General features: G+C 61.4%; 12 protein-coding genes. 2 read left to right on the forward strand and 10 right to left on the reverse strand.

What is annotated here, in order from left to right:
- Positions 1–7 precede the first annotated feature (7 nt).
- The 7 genes from ACIOUG_RS13715 to ACIOUG_RS13745 form a co-directional block, all read right to left on the reverse strand.
- On the reverse strand, positions 8–1,030 hold the full coding sequence (locus ACIOUG_RS13715) for an ABC transporter permease (RefSeq protein ID WP_401066295.1): 1,023 nt from the start codon (positions 1,028–1,030) through the stop codon (positions 8–10).
- Positions 1,030–2,094, reverse strand: coding sequence for a microcin C ABC transporter permease YejB (locus ACIOUG_RS13720; RefSeq protein ID WP_401066297.1), 1,065 nt, complete (start codon positions 2,092–2,094; stop codon positions 1,030–1,032). The genes ACIOUG_RS13715 and ACIOUG_RS13720 overlap by 1 nt, the downstream gene beginning before the upstream one ends.
- 1 nt (position 2,095) lies before the next feature.
- Entirely contained in the window at positions 2,096–3,961 is a 1,866-nt protein-coding gene (locus ACIOUG_RS13725) for an extracellular solute-binding protein (RefSeq protein WP_401066298.1), read from the reverse strand.
- Between the two features lie 184 nt (positions 3,962–4,145).
- Entirely contained in the window at positions 4,146–6,857 is a 2,712-nt protein-coding gene (locus ACIOUG_RS13730) for a TonB-dependent receptor (RefSeq protein WP_401066300.1), read from the reverse strand.
- A 207-nt stretch (positions 6,858–7,064) separates the two neighbouring features.
- Positions 7,065–7,466 carry a biopolymer transporter ExbD gene (locus ACIOUG_RS13735; RefSeq protein ID WP_003223575.1) on the reverse strand — a complete coding sequence of 134 codons (402 nt, stop codon included), beginning with the start codon at positions 7,464–7,466 and terminating at the stop codon, positions 7,065–7,067.
- A complete protein-coding gene (locus ACIOUG_RS13740; RefSeq protein WP_003223576.1) occupies positions 7,466–8,173 on the reverse strand; it encodes a MotA/TolQ/ExbB proton channel family protein in 708 nt (235 codons plus the stop codon). Before ACIOUG_RS13740 ends, ACIOUG_RS13735 begins: the two co-directional genes overlap by 1 nt.
- A gap of 46 nt (positions 8,174–8,219) precedes the next feature.
- Positions 8,220–9,044 carry an energy transducer TonB gene (locus ACIOUG_RS13745; protein ID WP_401066302.1) on the reverse strand — a complete coding sequence of 275 codons (825 nt, stop codon included), beginning with the start codon at positions 9,042–9,044 and terminating at the stop codon, positions 8,220–8,222.
- Between the two features lie 1,150 nt (positions 9,045–10,194).
- Here ACIOUG_RS13745 and ACIOUG_RS13750 point away from each other — a divergent pair.
- Positions 10,195–10,818, forward strand: a complete 624-nt coding sequence (locus ACIOUG_RS13750) for a glutathione S-transferase N-terminal domain-containing protein (protein WP_401066303.1) — start codon at positions 10,195–10,197, stop codon at positions 10,816–10,818.
- Positions 10,819–10,953: 135 nt separating this feature from the next.
- On the opposite strand, the gene ACIOUG_RS13755 is transcribed toward ACIOUG_RS13750, so the two are convergent.
- A complete protein-coding gene (locus ACIOUG_RS13755; RefSeq protein WP_401066305.1) occupies positions 10,954–11,394 on the reverse strand; it encodes a CBS domain-containing protein in 441 nt (146 codons plus the stop codon).
- Positions 11,395–11,724: 330 nt separating this feature from the next.
- Here ACIOUG_RS13755 and ACIOUG_RS13760 point away from each other — a divergent pair, with 330 nt between their 5' ends.
- Positions 11,725–14,085 carry a DNA polymerase II gene (locus tag ACIOUG_RS13760; protein WP_401066306.1) on the forward strand — a complete coding sequence of 787 codons (2,361 nt, stop codon included), beginning with the start codon at positions 11,725–11,727 and terminating at the stop codon, positions 14,083–14,085.
- Here the strand turns inward: ACIOUG_RS13760 and ACIOUG_RS13765 are convergent.
- Positions 14,050–14,520 carry a DUF1810 domain-containing protein gene (locus tag ACIOUG_RS13765; RefSeq protein ID WP_401066308.1) on the reverse strand — a complete coding sequence of 157 codons (471 nt, stop codon included), beginning with the start codon at positions 14,518–14,520 and terminating at the stop codon, positions 14,050–14,052. The two genes, ACIOUG_RS13760 and ACIOUG_RS13765, sit on opposite strands and share 36 nt — an antisense overlap.
- 28 nt (positions 14,521–14,548) lie before the next feature.
- Positions 14,549–15,370, reverse strand: a complete 822-nt coding sequence (locus ACIOUG_RS13770; protein WP_401066310.1) for an aldo/keto reductase — start codon at positions 15,368–15,370, stop codon at positions 14,549–14,551.
- Between the last annotated feature and the right edge of the window lie 73 nt (positions 15,371–15,443).

A 15,443-nucleotide genomic window follows, 5' to 3' on the forward strand; every position in this document is an offset into this window, starting at 1 on the left:
CCCTGGATCAAGATCGTGGATCAAACGCATCTCGGCAAGCCTCACCGATGAATACCAATAAAGACAAAATCAGCGCCAAGGCAAAAAACGCCGTCAGCCCCAGCCACGGTGCCTGCAAATTGCGTTTGGCCTGGCCGATCAGTTCGCCCAGCGAAGCAGTGCCTGCCGGCATGCCGAAACCGAGGAAGTCCAGGGCGGTGAGGGTGGCGATGGCGCCTGTCAGAATGAACGGCAGGTAGGTCAGGGTGGAGGTCATCGCGTTGGGCAGGATGTGCCGCAGCATCAGTTCGCTGTCGGTCAGGCCCAGCGCCCGCGCGGCTTTGACGTATTCCAGATTGCGTCCACGCAGGAACTCGGCGCGCACCACATCCACCAGCGCCAGCCAGGAAAACAGCGCCATGATCCCCAGCAGCCACCAGAAACTCGGCGAGACAAACCCGGACAGAATGATCAGCAGGTACAGCACCGGCAGCCCCGACCAGATCTCCAGCACGCGCTGCCCGAGCAAATCGACCCAGCCGCCGTAATAACCCTGCAACGCCCCGGCAACGATGCCGACCAACGCACTGATGCCGGTGAGGATCAGCGCAAACAGAATCGAAATTCGTGTGCCGAAAATCACCCGCGCCAACACGTCCCGGGCCTGATCGTCGGTGCCCAGCCAATTGCTCGAAGAGGGTGGGCTGGGTGCCGGTTCAGTCAGGTCGTAATTGACCGTGTCGTAGCTGAACGGGATCGGCGGAAACAGCATCCAGCCGCCCTGATCCTCGATCAGCGAGTGCACGTAAGCGCTGGCGTAATCTGGCTGAAACGGCAGCTCGCCACCGAAATCGGTTTCCAGGTAATCGCTGAGAATCGGGAAGTACCAGGCGCCGTGGTAGCGGATCAGCAACGGCTTGTCGTTGGCGATCAGTTCGCCACCGAGGCAGATCAGGCACAGCCCGAGGAACAGCCACAACGACCAGCGCCCACGGCGATTGGCCTTGAACTGCGCGACCCGGCGCTGACCCAGAGGGGAGAGTGTGAACATCAGGCAGTCCTCGCCGAGAAGTCGATGCGCGGGTCGAGCAGGGTGTAGCTGAGGTCGCCGATCAGCTTGATCAACAGGCCGAACAGGGTGAACAGGAACAACGCGCCGAACACCACCGGGTAGTCACGTGACACCGCCGCCTCGTAACTCATGCGCCCGAGGCCGTCGAGGTTGAAGATGGTTTCGATCAGCAAGGAACCGGCGAAGAACACCTCGATCAGCGCCGAGGGCACCCCGGCCACCACCAGCAGCATGGCGTTGCGAAACACATGGCCGTAAAGCACGCGGCGCTCGGTCAGACCCTTGGCCCGCGCGGTGATCACGTACTGGCGGCTGATCTCGTTGAGGAAGCTGTTTTTGGTGAGGATGGTCAGGGTGGCGAACCCACCGATCACCAGTGCCGTGACCGGCAGCACCAGGTGCCAGAGGTAGTCGCCGATCTTGCCCAATGTACTGAGGCTGTCGAAGTTGTCCGACACCAGACCCTGCACCGGAAACCAGTTGACGTAGCTGCCGCCGGCGAACACCACGATCAGCAGAATCGCAAACAGAAATGCCGGCATCGCGTAGCCGATGATGATCGCCGTGCTGCTCCAGACATCGAATGCGCTGCCGTTCCTGATTGCTTTGCGGATGCCCAGCGGGATCGAAATCAGGTAGGTGATCAGCGTCGCCCACAGGCCGAGTGACAACGACACCGGCAGTTTCTGCGCGATCAGATCGGTGACTTTGGCGCCGCGAAAAAAACTGCTGCCCAGATCCAGCTGGGCGTAGTTTTTCAGCATCAGCCACAGGCGTTCGTGCATCGGTTTGTCGAAACCGTAGTGGTGTTTGATTTCCTCGATCAGCGCCGGATCGAGGCCACGGCTGCTGCGCCCGGCACCGCCAACCGCGGCGACTTCGCCACCGCCGCCCATATTGTGTCCGCCGAAGCCTTGCAAACGCGCAATGGCTTGCTCCACCGGGCCGCCCGGCGCGGCCTGCACGATCAGGAAATTGACCACCAGAATGCACAGCAGCGTGGGGATGATTAGCAGCAAACGTCGACTCAGATAACGCAGCATGTCACTGGCCCCCCGCGAGTTGGGTGTGCATCTGTTGCGTGGTCAACGGCTTGGCCGAGACCTCCCACCAGGTGTTGAGGCCTTCGTCGTACGCCGGTTGCACCGACGGCATGCCGAAGCGGTTCTGATACACCGTCGGCGTGCCTTTGGAGTAGTAGTTGGGAATCATGTAGTAACCCCATTGCAGCACCCGGTCGAGGGCGCGGGCGTAATGCACCATGGCTTCGCGGGTGTCGGCCTTGACCAGCCCGTCGATCAGTTGATCGACCGCCGGGTTGGCCAGCACCATCGAGTTCGAACTGCCGACTTGCGTGGCACTTTGCGAGGCGTACAGGCTGTACAGCTCGCGGCCGGGGGAGACGATCGGATCGCCACTGCGCGGAAAACTGGTGACGATCATGTCGTAGTCGCGGGCATTGAGCCGATTGACGTATTGCGCCGAATCAATCCGGCGCAAATTCAGGGTGATGCCGATCTGCGCGAGGGTGCGTTTGAACGGCAACAGCATGCGATCAAAACCGCCCTGACCGTCGAGGAAGGTGAACTCCAGCGGCTCGCCTGCGGCGTTGAGCAACCGATTGTTATGCGGCGTCCAGCCGGCCTCGGCGAGCAGCTTCAGGGCTTGCAACTGTTTGTCGCGGATGTAGCCGCTGCCGTCGGTTTTCGGCGCCTGATACACCGTGGTGAACACCTCGTCGGGAATCTGCCCGCGCAACGGTTCGAGGATCTTCAGTTCCTCGGCGTCAGGCAGGGCGGTCGCGGCCATTTCACTCTTCGGCCAGAAGCTGTTCTGGCGCACGTAGAAGCCGCGCATCATCTGCTTGTTGGTCCATTCGAAATCCCACAGCAGGCTGATCGCCTGACGCACGCGGCGATCCTGAAAAATCGGGTTTTGCAGGTTGAACACGAAGCCTTGGGCCGCCGTCGGTTTTTCCGGGGCGAGGATCGCCTGTTGCAAGCGCCCGTCACGCAGCGCCGGACTGTCGTAACCCACCACATAACCGGACGAGGAAAACTCGCGGTTGTAGTCGAACGCCCCGGCCTGCAACAGCTGGCGGGCGACGTCGGTGTCGCCGTAGAAATTCACCGTGAGCGTGTCGAAGTTGTACATCCCGCGACTGACCGGCAGGTCCTTGCCCCACCAGTCCGGGTCGCGCTGGAAACTGATGCTGCGCCCCGCATCGACCTTGCTCACCCGATACGGGCCGCTGCCCAGCGGTGGCTCGAAGCCGCCGCCGTTGGCGAAATCGCGAGTCTGCCACCAGTGCTCGGGCACCACGCGCAGCGTCGCCAGATCCAGCGCGAGGGTGCGGTTGAGGTTGTTCTTGAAAGTGAAACGAATCTGCTGCGGATTCTCGATCAGCACCTCCTGCACATCGGCGTATTGCTGGCGATAACTGAGGCTGCCCTTGGTCATCAGCAGGTTGAAGGTGTAGCGCACGTCCTCGGCGGTGATCGGCGTGCCGTCGGCAAAGCGGGCCTTGGGGTTGAGGGTGAAGCGCACCCAAAGGCCTTCGGGATCGCGTTCCATCTGTTGCGCGACCAGACCGTAAACGGTGTAGGGCTCGTCAAGCGAACGGAACGCCAGCGGCGCATACACCCAGTCGTTGACCTGCACCACGGAAATGCCTTGATCGGCATACGGAGTGATGTAGTTGTACTGGCCGATTTCCATCGACGCGCGACTGAGCGAACCGCCCTTGGGCGCGTGCGGATCGACGAAATCGAAATGCTCGAAACCCGCCGGATACTTCGGCGCCTCGCCGTATACCGTCATTGCGTAGCTGCCGGCGGCCATTGCCGATGTCCCGTTGCATAGCAGCGCACCGCCCAAAAGCAGGCCAGCCATGTTGCGCAAAAAACTCATGCAATCACTCCTCAAAATCCCTGGAAAAGCTCAGCTCAACCTGTGGGAGATCTACTGTGGGAGGGGGCTTGCTCCCGAAGGCGGTGTGTCAGTCAACACACCCTTCACGGATATTCCGCCTTCGGGAGCAAGCCCCCTCCCACAGTGGAACATCTCCCACAGGAGAGACATCCGGTGCTCTCGGTCAGAAGTGATACGTCATGCGCGCAAACAGCGTGCGGCCCAGCGGGTCGGTGTAGCGCGGGTCATAGCCGCTCTGGAAGTTGTAGGCCTGGTTGGTGAATGGCGGGTTGCGGTCGAACATGTTCTTCATCCCGGCATCCACGTCCAGCACCTTGTTGAAGGTGTAGCCGGCCGACAGGTCCCACACCGAATACGACGCGACGCGCGCATGGGTATCGCGGTCGTAGTCGTTGTAGCCGGTGGTGAAGCGGTTGGTCAGCGACGCGCGAGCCGCGCCGAAGGTCCAGCTGCCGGTGAGGTTGTGTTTCCAGCGCGCGATCACGCCGTCCCCTTCGAAGTCGCCGACCTTGTCGGTGAACGGGCCTTTGATGGTGCTCTGGAAGTCGTAACTGTCGACGTAGGTGCCTTGCAGGCCCAGACCGAACTGGCCGTAAGGGGTGTTCGGGAAGCGGTAGTCCAGCGACACATCGACACCGTTGGTCTCGACGATGCCGAGGTTGGCGTTGCCGGTGACGATGTAGTTGAGCGTGCCGTCGGCGTTGCGCACGAAGCGATCCGGGTAGCTGCCGGCCTGATCGAACACGGTGGATTCGGGGAACGGCTGGATCTGGTTGGAAATGTGAATCCACCAGAAATCCAGACCCACCGACAGGTTGCTGACCGGTTGGTAGACGAAGCCCAGCGTCACGTTGCGCGCCTTCTCCGGGGCCAGATCTTCATTGCCGCCGATCTGGTTGAGGAACTGCTGGCCGCAATCGCGCCCGCCGTTGCCGCCCGGTTGCACCACGCCGCCAGTACACAGCACCGGATCGTTGTAGTAGCCCTGGGTGTAAGTGATGCTGCGCGGCGAATACAGCTCGTAGAGTGACGGCGCACGGAAGCCTTCACTGTACGCGCCGCGCACCACCAGCTCCTTGAGCGGCTGATAACGGAACGAATATTTCGGGTTGGTGGTGCTGCCGAAGTCGCTGTATTTGTCGTGACGCACGGCGGCGGACAATTCCAGGCTGTCGAGCACTGGCACGTTGATTTCGGCGTACGCGGCTTTCACGCTGCGGTCGCCCTCGACGCTGCCGGCCGGGTCGATACCGAGGCTCTGGATGTCGCCGGCAAACGACTCGAAATCCTGGTGGAATTTCTCTTTGCGGTACTCGCCGCCCAGCGCCAGACCGGAAGGGCCGGCACCGAACCAGTCACCGATCTCGCGGCTGATCCGCCCGTCGAAACCGGCGACGCGGCCGACGGCGGTGGAGTAGGCGCCGTGGTACATGGCCTGGTCGATGTACTGCTGACCGGCGGCGGATTGCGGGCCGAACGGGTTGAGCAGACCGCTGGCCAGACCGTTGATCATCGCCTGATCGCTGACATATCCACTGGTGACGCTGGAGACGATTTTGTTCTGATTGTACGAGGCGCCGACGTTGTAATCCCAGCCGCCGACCAGCCCGTCGAAGCTCAGCAGAAAGCGCTGGCTGGTGTTCTGGTCTTTCGATTCGCGCGGGCCGGCGGCGGTTTCGCGCCAGTTGACGTCGACCGGTTGCGTCGGGTCGAGGGCGAAGCCGGTCGGGCCTGGCGTGATGCCGTTGCCGGGGTAGTAGGGCGACGAGGAATCCAGGCTCAGGCCGGTGAGCGGTGCCGGGCCGACCGCCGTGGCGTTGTTGTTGCGCGACCAGAAGTATTCGAGGTTGACGTTGTGGTCGTCCGCCAGCTTGCCGGTGGTCTTGCCGAAGAACGACGTCTTTTCGGTTTGCGGAATCAGGTCGATGTATTCGCGGGTGCTGAAGCGGCATAAGCCGTCGCGGGCCACCAGGTTGGGTCCGTTGCAATTGCTGTTGGCCAACGGGTTGGTGGCGTTGCCGTTCTGGCTGTAGTTGCCGGGGAACGCGGTGCCGGAGGTCTGATCCAGACCACGGCCGGGCACATAGTCGCGGGCGAAGGAGCGGTCGTTGGCGTCGAGGTTCTGCTGCTTGTTGTAGTTGAACACGCCGAGCACGTTGAAGCGGTCTTGCTCCAGATCGCCGTAGCCCCAGCTGGCGCTCATGTCTTTGCTGGCGCCACCGCCGCTGTGGGTCGGGGTTTCGCCACCGAGGGTGAGCTGGCCGTCGGTCATGGATTTCTTGGTGATGAAGTTGATCACGCCGCCGATGGCGTCGGTGCCGTACAAGGCTGACGCGCCGTCGCGCAGGACCTCCACGCGTTCGATGGCGGCAAACGGGATCATGTTCAGATCCACCGCGCCGCCGGCCGAGTTGGTGCCGGACAAGGCATTGTTGGCCAGCCGTCGACCGTTGAGCAGCACCAGGGTCTTGTTCGCGCCGATGCCGCGCATGTCGGCAAACGAAGCGCCACCGGTGGCGGCGCCGACCGAACCGGCGCTGTTGTTGATCGACTGGCTGCCGGTGATCCGCTGCACCAGTTCGGCGGTGGTGGTCACGCCCTGTTTGCGCAGCTCATCGGCCTTGAGAATGGTGATCGGCACCGCCGTTTCCGCATCGACCCGGCGAATCGCCGAGCCGGTCACTTCCACCCGTTGCAGTTGCGTGGTCGGCGCCACCACCGCTGCCGCAGCGGGCACGGCCGCGTTGTCATCCTCGGCGGCTTGCACTGCCCCGGCGCCCATCCCCATGGCCACCAGATACAACGGAACAAAACGGTGACGAGAGATCGTGGCCACCAAAGGTTTGAGCGTAAAGCGTGGAGTGTTCATCAGCATGGTTGTTTCCGACTTTATTAGACGTTATCGAAATGGCCTTGTGAGCCCTGATTGCGCAGGTCACGGGGGTGCCGCGCCGCGAAAAACCACTTTCTTCAAGCAAGCCGATCCCCTCCGAGCACGCGTTGCGTTTTTTCGGTCGGCTGATTGCGACGGGATTCTTCAGCGGTGCCGGGCGCGACTCTCAATGCGCGCCCGGCACCGCACTCAGTGGGTGGTCATCACCGAAATCTTGCTGATGCCCGAGCGTTCGATGGAGGCCATGGCCTTGGCCACCTGGCCGTAGTTGACGTTGGCGTCGGCCTGCAGCTGCACGCGCACTTCGGCGTCCTTGGCCTTGACCTCCTTGAGGCTGGCTTCCAGCGATTCCGGCGCCAGTTCGGTTTTCGCCAGGTAGAACTTGCCATCCTGATCGACGCTGACCACCACCGGGTCTTTCTTCTCGGCGGGGGCGACGGCGTCGGTTTTCGGCAGGTTGACCTTGATCGCGTTGGTCATCAGCGGCGCGGTGACGATGAACACCACCAGCAGCACGAGCATCACGTCCACCAGCGGGGTGACGTTCATTTCGCTGAGCACTTCATCGCTGTCTTGCGTGGAAAAGGACATCAGCTGGCCTCCCGCACGGCGGCTGTGGTTTTGCTGGCGATGGCCTGGCGGCTGATGGAAAACGCGCTGCGTGAGGCGAGGGCGTCGAAGTCGTGGGCGAAGTCATCCATGTCCGCCGAGGCGAGTTTCAACCGGCGCAGGAAGAAGTTGTAAATCAGCACCGCCGGGACCGCGACGGCGATCCCCACGCCGGTGGCGATCAGCGCATGGCCGATGGGGCCGGCGACCGCTTCAAGGCTGGCCGAACCGGTTTCGCCAATGCTTTGCAGGGCTTCCATGATTCCCCACACGGTGCCGAACAGACCAATGAACGGCGCGGTGCTGCCGATACTGGCGAGGATCGCCTGACCGTTTTCCAGGGAGCGGCGTTCTTTCTGGATCTGCTGGCGCAGGTTGCGTTCCAGGCGATCGGAACGGTTGATGGTGTGCGCCAGTTGTTGCGTGGTGCGCGGCGATTCTTCCACCAGCAAGGCTTCGAAACCGCTGCTGGCGATGCGCGCCAGCGAGCCCGGATACTGGCTGGCGTGTTCGGCGGCGGTAAGCAGGTCCGGCGCGCCCCAGAAAGCTTTGCTGAACTGTTTGTTCTGGGCTTTCTGGCGCAGGTACTGCGCCGACTTGACCAGCAGGATTGCCCAGCTGACCACGGAAAACAGCACCAGGCCCCAGAGCACACCGGGGACAATCATCGAAGACAGTGAAGAGTTCATGGCTACACCTCGCTTGCATTAAGTCGGTTATGAGTTGGGTTTGCCGTTATTGCGGCAATTTGAAATCGATGGTCTGGGTGGCGAAACCGTCAATCGGCGTGTCACCGCGCTTGGCCGGAATGAATTTCCAGTTCTTCACCGCCGCGACGGCGGCGTCATCCAGTTGCGGCTTGCCGCTGGACTTGGTCACTGTCACCGAGCCGGCGCGACCGTTGGCCAGCACCTGAATACGCAGCACCACGCTGCCTTCCCAATTGCGCCGCAGCGCCAGCGACGGGTACTCCGGCGGCGGGTTGCCGAGGCTGGCGAGACCGGAAATCGCTGCCGATTCCTTGACCGGGCCGGGCGCGGCGGCAGGGGCCGGTGGCGCGCTCGGTGGGGGCGGCGCAGCCGGAGCGGCGGGTCGTGCCGGGGCTGGCGGAGCTTTCGGTGGCTCGACTTTCTTCACCGGTTTGGGCTTCTCGAGCGGCTTCGGCTTTTCGATCGGCTTGGGCTTCTCTACCGGTTTGGGCGGTGGCTTGACCGCGTCTTCGTCTTCCACCGGTTGTTCAGGCTCCGGGGGTGGAGGGGGCGGCGGTGGCGGTGGTGGCTCCGGCGTGGGCGGCGCAGGCGGTGTCGGGCTGCTCAACTCGACAGTCATTTCCGGGATCTGCGGCGGTGTTGGCAGTGGCTCGGGTCGAGTCTGCTGGAGAAACCACCAGGCGCCGCCGTGTATCAGCGCCGACACAGCCACCAGCAACAGCATCTGCTGTTTATTCAACCCGCCGGGTTGCGACGTGTTGGCTGCGAAGGCCGGCCTGTCCGGTGGCGGCGGGATCGGCGCTTGCCGTAACGGCCCCGGCAGGGTTCTGTGCTTTACCGCATCGTTCATTAAAGCTCCCTCGGGTTGATGAAGGGCAATAAGCTGCCGTCCGAACATAGGGGGGATGTTCGAGTGGGTGGGTGCAACTTTCTTCAAGGTGTGCGCAGGCCGATAGTTGAACTATCTATTGAACAAGGCTTGCTGACAGTTACTGGCTTAGCGCCATCGACTTCGAGTGTTCATTAGCCATTCCTTGGTTGTTCTTGTGCTTTATGCAGGAGCTGCGGAGGCTGCGATCTTTTGATCTTAAAAAGCAAAGATCACAGCTTGCGGCAGCTCCTACAGATGTTGTGTTCGAAATTCGTTTTGCAACCGCTGTGCCAAATGTTACGAAAATGTACAGCGGTTATTTCATGGCTGTTACCCATGTCGCATTTATATAAGTTTTACTGGCGAGACAAGTTTTCTTTAATGCGTGACTGTCCACGGCCCCGAATCCCGGGGCTTTTTTACAGGCGAGTCAGGCCTGGCGCTGTATCCGGCAAATTAGCCAGATAGAGCCTCAGAGCTCGGGTCCGCCAGGGCACTTGATGGTGCGCGGCGGACTGATTTGGTGCGAGTCAATGGATTAGCGGGTCACAGGCTGTATTCCTTGTTCTTGTTCATTTGAAATCACTGTTTTAAATGTTGGTTAGTTATGCTCGGGAGTGCGCTTTTGGTGCAATAACAAAAAGCCCTAAGTTATTGTTCGACAATCCTGTTGCCGGTCGTTGGTTGCTCGTTTGTGCAATAACTTCATGCGGTGTATTTAAAAAATAAATAGTGTATTGCCGCTGGCGCAGCCAATGGCGCCAGACGCAGTGCAGGACTGTCGTGTTCAGGTAATAAGATAGATGTATTGATTACCGGGACTGTGGCGGTGAACTCGGCGTTGCGCCAATTGATACCCACAGGCAGTAGTGATGCGGCAGAACGATTGAAGATTCACGCAGTGACCTCCTTGTTGCCAGCTCGGATACGCGAACTTTTGGTTCGGTATCGCACCTTACAAGAACGCGGATAGCGTTCGATGATTGCTCTTGGTGCGGGATGGGCACCGCCAGCGCTGTTTTGCGAGGTTTGAATTCGCAAGTCGCGAGTGCATGGAAAAAATGTGCCAAAGCCGATACACCCGCTATAAATAGGGCTACACCAGACCTGTCGAGATCGAGGAGGGGGCATGTATCAACTTTACGGACATCTCAATTCAGGTGCTGCCGCGATCGAAGCGGCGCTGGAGTTGTGCCAGATCGCCTATCGCTTCATCGATAGCCAGGCCTCGACCGAAGCCGCCGAGGCACTGGCGCTGCTCAATCCACTGAAGCAGGTGCCGACCCTGCAATTGCCCGATGGCAGTGCGATCACCGAGAGTGTGGCGATTCTGATTCACTTGGGCCTGAGCTTTCCCGAGTCCGGCCTGTTGCCGGCCAAGGCGGCGGATCGCGATCAGGCGATTCGCGGCATGGTCTACATCGTCAGCAATTGCTACGCGGCCATCGGCGTCATCGATTACCCCGAGCGCTGGCTGGTGATGCCGGACGAGTCCTCACGGCAAAACCTGATGGCCGGCGCCCGCGAGCGTTTGCACTGGAGTTGGGAGGTGTTCGCCGACCAGTTTTCCGCCGAACTGTACCTGGACAACGAAAAACCGGGAGCACTGGACGTGCTGGCGGCAGTGGTGACGCGCTGGGCGGGGAGCCGCGAGCACCTGCGCCAGACGCGGCCAGGGTTTCATGCGTGGTTGCAGCGCATTGACCGGCATCCGGTGCTGGCACCGGTCTTCGCCCGGCATTGGCCCTCCTGAACACCCCATAAACCAATGTGGGAGCGGGCTTGCTCGCGAATGCGGTTTGTCAGTCAGAGATGTTTTGACTGATACACCGCATTCGCGAGCAAGCCCGCTCCCACAGGGGATTTGCGGTGCTCGGAGGGAAGGAGATCATTCCCCGCGAATGTACTGCTCCAGCTGTTTGATCAGCTCCGCCTGTTCGGCAATGGCCTCTTTGACCAGGTCACCGATCGACAGCAGGCCGATCAGTTTGCCGTTCTCCACCACCGGCAAGTGGCGCAGGCGTCTGTCGGACATGATGCCCAGGCAGGTGTCGACGGTCTGGTGGGTGTCCACGGTGATGACATCCTTGACCATGATGTCGCGCACCGGTGTGCCGACCGAAGAGCGACCATGCAGCACCAGTTTGCGTGCGTAATCGCGCTCACTGATGATGCCGACCACTTTGTCGTCTTCTACCACCAGCAAGGCGCCGACGTTCTTTTCGGCCATCTTCATCAGCGCTTCGAGCACCATGTGATCGGGTTTGATCTGGTGCACTTCCTGATTTTTCTGATCTTTGAGCTTGAGCAGTTGGGCGACGGTCTTCATGGCGGTTACTCAGGTGTTGTCGTTGTTCTCCAAGCATCGTAGACGCTGGCGCGCAGGGCAAGGTGGCAAAGCGGCAGATAGCACGCAAAAAACGTCATTTGCCGGTTTTTCCGGCTTTGCTCTAACCCTGTGGCGAGGGAGCTTGCTCCCGCTGGACTGCGTAGCAGGCCCAAACTCTGAGAATTCGGTTTGCCTGATGCACCGCATTGCCTGGTTTTACGACTGCTGCGCAGCCGAGCGGGAGCAAGCTCCCTCACCACAGGTGAATGGGGTTATCCCTTGAACGGCAGCGTAGAATGCCCCTCTGATTCAATTCCTGAGGTTGCAGTGGTGGATTTACAGCAGGGCTTCGTCCTGACCCGGCATTGGCGCGATACCCCGGCCGGCACCGAAGTCGAGTTCTGGCTGGCGACCGACGCCGGGCCGCGCCGTGTGCGTCTGGCGCTGCAGACCTCGGTGGCGTTTATCCCCGCCGAACAGCGTGAAGCGGCCGAGCGCCTGCTGCACGATGAAAAGAACGTCGAACTGCGCCCGCTGGCCCTGGAGGATTTCGAACATCGCCCGGTGCTCGGGCTGTATTGCCAGCAACACGGCCAGTTGATGCGTCTGGAAACCGCGCTCAACCGCGCCGGTGTCGACGTTTACGAAGCCGATGTACGCCCGCCGGAGCGCTACCTGATGGAGCGCTTCATCACCGCGCCGGTGTTGTTCAACGGCACGCCCGATGCCGACGGTGTGTTGCTCAATTCCCAGCTCAAACCCGACGCCAACTATCGGCCCAAACTGCGCCTGGTCTCGCTGGACATCGAAACCACCGAAACCGGCGAGCTGTACTCCATCGCGCTCGAAGGCTGCGGCCAGCGTCAGGTGTACATGCTCGGCGCGCCGAACGGTGACGCGAGCATTGTCGACTTCGATCTCGAATACTGCGACTCGCGCACGGTGATCCTGAAGAAACTCAACGACTGGTTCGCCCGCCACGACCCCGACGCGATCATCGGCTGGAACGTCGTGCAGTTCGACCTGCGCATCCTCCACGAACACGCGCGACGCCTCGGCGTGCCGCTGAAAATCGGTCGTGGCGGCGAAGAGATGCAGTGGCGCGAACACGGCAGTCGCACACACTACTTTGCCTCGGCGGCGGGGCGGCTGATCATCGACGGCATCGAATCGTTGCGCTCGGCGACCTGGAGTTTCCCCTCGTTCAGTCTGGAGAACGTCGCCCAGACCCTGCTCGGCGAGGGCAAAGCGATCGACAATCCGTACCAGCGCATGGACGAGATCAACCGCATGTTCGCCGAGGACAAACCGGCGCTGGCCAAGTACAACCTCAAGGACTGCGAACTGGTCACGCGAATCTTCGCCAAGACCGAACTGCTGACGTTTCTCCTCGAACGCGCCAGCGTCACCGGCCTGCCGGCGGATCGCAGCGGTGGCTCGGTGGCGGCGTTCACTCACCTGTATATGCCGCTGATGCACCGCCAGGGTTTCGTCGCACCGAACCTCGGCACCAATCCGCCACAGGCCAGCCCGGGCGGCTTTGTCATGGACTCGCAGCCGGGGCTGTACGAGTCGGTGTTGGTGCTGGATTACAAGAGCCTGTATCCGTCGATCATCCGCACCTTCCTGATCGACCCGGTGGGTCTGATCGAAGGTCTGCAACACCCGGACGATGCCGATTCGGTGCCGGGTTTTCGCGGTGCGCGTTTCTCGCGCACCCGGCATTGCCTGCCGTCAATTGTCGCGCGGGTCGCCGAGGGCCGCGAGACCGCCAAGCGTGAGCACAACGCGCCGCTGTCGCAGGCGTTGAAAATCATCATGAACGCCTTCTACGGTGTGCTCGGTTCCAGCGGTTGCCGATTTTTCGATACGCGTCTGGCGTCGTCGATCACCCTGCGCGGTCACGAGATTATGCTGCGCACCCGTCAGCTGATCGAGGCGCAGGGCCACGCGGTGATCTACGGCGACACCGACTCGACCTTCGTCTGGCTGCGCCGGGCGCACGGGCAGGAGGAAGCGGCGCAGATCGGCCAGGCGCTGGTCCAGCACGTCAACGACTGGTGGCGCGAACATGTGCGTGAGGAGTACGGCCTGCAAAGCGCCCTCGAATTGCAGTACGAAACCCACTACAAACGCTTTCTGATGCCGACCATTCGCGGCGCGGAAGAGGGCAGCAAGAAGCGCTACGCCGGCTTGGTGACCCGCGCCGACGGCAGTGAAGAAATGGTCTACAAGGGTCTGGAAACCGTACGCACCGACTGGTCGCTGCTGGCCCGGCAGTTTCAGCAGGAACTGTACGAGCGGATCTTCCAGCGCAAGCCGTATCAGGATTACGTGCGCGATTACGTGCGCAAGACCCTGGCCGGCGAGTTCGATGAGCGACTGGTCTACCGCAAGCGCCTGCGCCGCACCCTCGACGACTATGAACGCAACGTGCCGCCGCATGTGCGCGCGGCGCGGCTGGCTGACGATTACAACGCGCAGCACGGGCGCCCGCGGCAGTATCAGAACGGCGGCTGGATCAGTTATGTGATCACCCTGGCCGGGCCGGAACCGCTGGAAGTGCGCCGCGCCGCGATCGACTACGACCACTACATCACCCGCCAGCTGCAACCGGTGGCGGATGCGATTCTGCCGTTCGTCGACGACGATTTCTCAACCCTGATTGGGGGGCAACTGGGCCTGTTTTGAGTCCACCAGTTGCAGGGTCCATTCGTCGAGGATGCCGTGGAAGTAGCGTTGCAGTGCCTGATTGAACAGACAGTCTTCGGTTCCAAACTGAGCGAACAGGGTCATTGAAGAGTGAAACTTCAGGTCATCGGGATGGCCGAAAATCTCGGCAATCGAACGCTGACGGCTGTTCAGCACCAACTGCGTGCAGGTACGCAGCCGTGGGCCAAGCAGGTCGTGGGCCAGATAGGCCTGCGCCTCTTCGGCAGATTGAATGGCGAAGCGCCGGGACATCTCGCTACCGCCCAGCCCGGCGAACTGCGGGAACACAAACCACATCCAGTGGCTGCGCTTGCGCCCCTCGCCGAGTTCACGCTGGACCCGTTCGAACACCGGGTCCTGCGCCTGGACGAAACGCTGAAGGTTGAACGGGTCGTACTGATCAGTGCTTCTCATGACGAAGCCCTCGCCAGCGGCCAGCGACTCAGACCATCGCCAACCGCCGCTTGCGTTGTGGCGCTTTGAATACCTGATCCAGCGCCGCCAGATCCCCGGCATCCAGTTGCAACTGCGCCGCTTGTGCATTGAGTTGCACGTGTTCCGGTCGCACAGCCTTGGGAATCGCAATCACCCCATCCTGACGCAGAATCCACGCCAGTGAAACCTGTGCCGGGGTCACGTTGTGACGAGTGGCAATCTGGTTCAGCACCGGTTCAGCCAGCAGCGCGCCGCCTTGGCCAATCGGGCAGTACGCCATCAATGGCAGGCGTTGCTGCTGGCACCAGGGCAGCAGATCGAATTCGATGCCGCGCTCTTCCAGGTTGTACAGCACCTGATTGGTGGCGCAGGCCGGGTTGGCCAGTTTTTCGAGGTCGTCGACATCGAAATTCGACACGCCCCAACGGCCGATTTTGCCGTATTCGCGCAAGCGCTCGAACGCTTCAACGGTTTCTTCCAGCGGATACTGGCCGCGCCAATGCAGCAGATAGAGGTCGATGTAGTCGGTGTCGAGCCGGCGCAGACTGCGCTCGCAGGCTTGGGGGATGCCTTTGCGGCTGGCGTTGTGCGGGTAGACCTTGCTCACCAGAAACACCTGGTCACGCAGACCGGCAATGGCTTCGCCGACCACTGTTTCGGCGCCGCCCTCGGCGTACATTTCCGCCGTGTCGATGAGGGTCATGCCGAGTTCGATGCCTTGGCGCAGCGCGGACACTTCACGCTGGTGCGCCGAGCGATCCTCGCCCATGCGCCAGGTGCCCTGGCCAATCACTGGAACCTGCACGCCTGCCAGTTCAAGGGTACGCATTCAAACCTCCTGTGCTGATGGTCGATACCTTAGTGGGCAGCAGGATAGCGCAGGGGTTCCAATGGAGGACGAT

The organism is Pseudomonas sp. NPDC087803, assembly GCF_044742995.1.
Classification (GTDB): Bacteria; Pseudomonadota; Gammaproteobacteria; order Pseudomonadales; family Pseudomonadaceae; genus Aquipseudomonas.

Coding starts and splice junctions, on each gene's coding strand:
- ACIOUG_RS13745 (WP_401066302.1), bottom strand. CDS start 9,044: ATGAACGATGCGGTAAAGCACAGAACCCTGCCGGGGCCGTTACGGCAA.
- ACIOUG_RS13765 (WP_401066308.1), bottom strand. CDS start 14,520: ATGAGAAGCACTGATCAGTACGACCCGTTCAACCTTCAGCGTTTCGTC.
- ACIOUG_RS13740 (WP_003223576.1), bottom strand. CDS start 8,173: ATGAACTCTTCACTGTCTTCGATGATTGTCCCCGGTGTGCTCTGGGGC.
- ACIOUG_RS13750 (WP_401066303.1), top strand. CDS start 10,195: ATGTATCAACTTTACGGACATCTCAATTCAGGTGCTGCCGCGATCGAA.
- ACIOUG_RS13735 (WP_003223575.1), bottom strand. CDS start 7,466: ATGTCCTTTTCCACGCAAGACAGCGATGAAGTGCTCAGCGAAATGAAC.
- ACIOUG_RS13770 (WP_401066310.1), bottom strand. CDS start 15,370: ATGCGTACCCTTGAACTGGCAGGCGTGCAGGTTCCAGTGATTGGCCAG.
- ACIOUG_RS13725 (WP_401066298.1), bottom strand. CDS start 3,961: ATGAGTTTTTTGCGCAACATGGCTGGCCTGCTTTTGGGCGGTGCGCTG.
- ACIOUG_RS13730 (WP_401066300.1), bottom strand. CDS start 6,857: ATGCTGATGAACACTCCACGCTTTACGCTCAAACCTTTGGTGGCCACG.
- ACIOUG_RS13720 (WP_401066297.1), bottom strand. CDS start 2,094: ATGCTGCGTTATCTGAGTCGACGTTTGCTGCTAATCATCCCCACGCTG.
- ACIOUG_RS13755 (WP_401066305.1), bottom strand. CDS start 11,394: ATGAAGACCGTCGCCCAACTGCTCAAGCTCAAAGATCAGAAAAATCAG.
- ACIOUG_RS13715 (WP_401066295.1), bottom strand. CDS start 1,030: ATGTTCACACTCTCCCCTCTGGGTCAGCGCCGGGTCGCGCAGTTCAAG.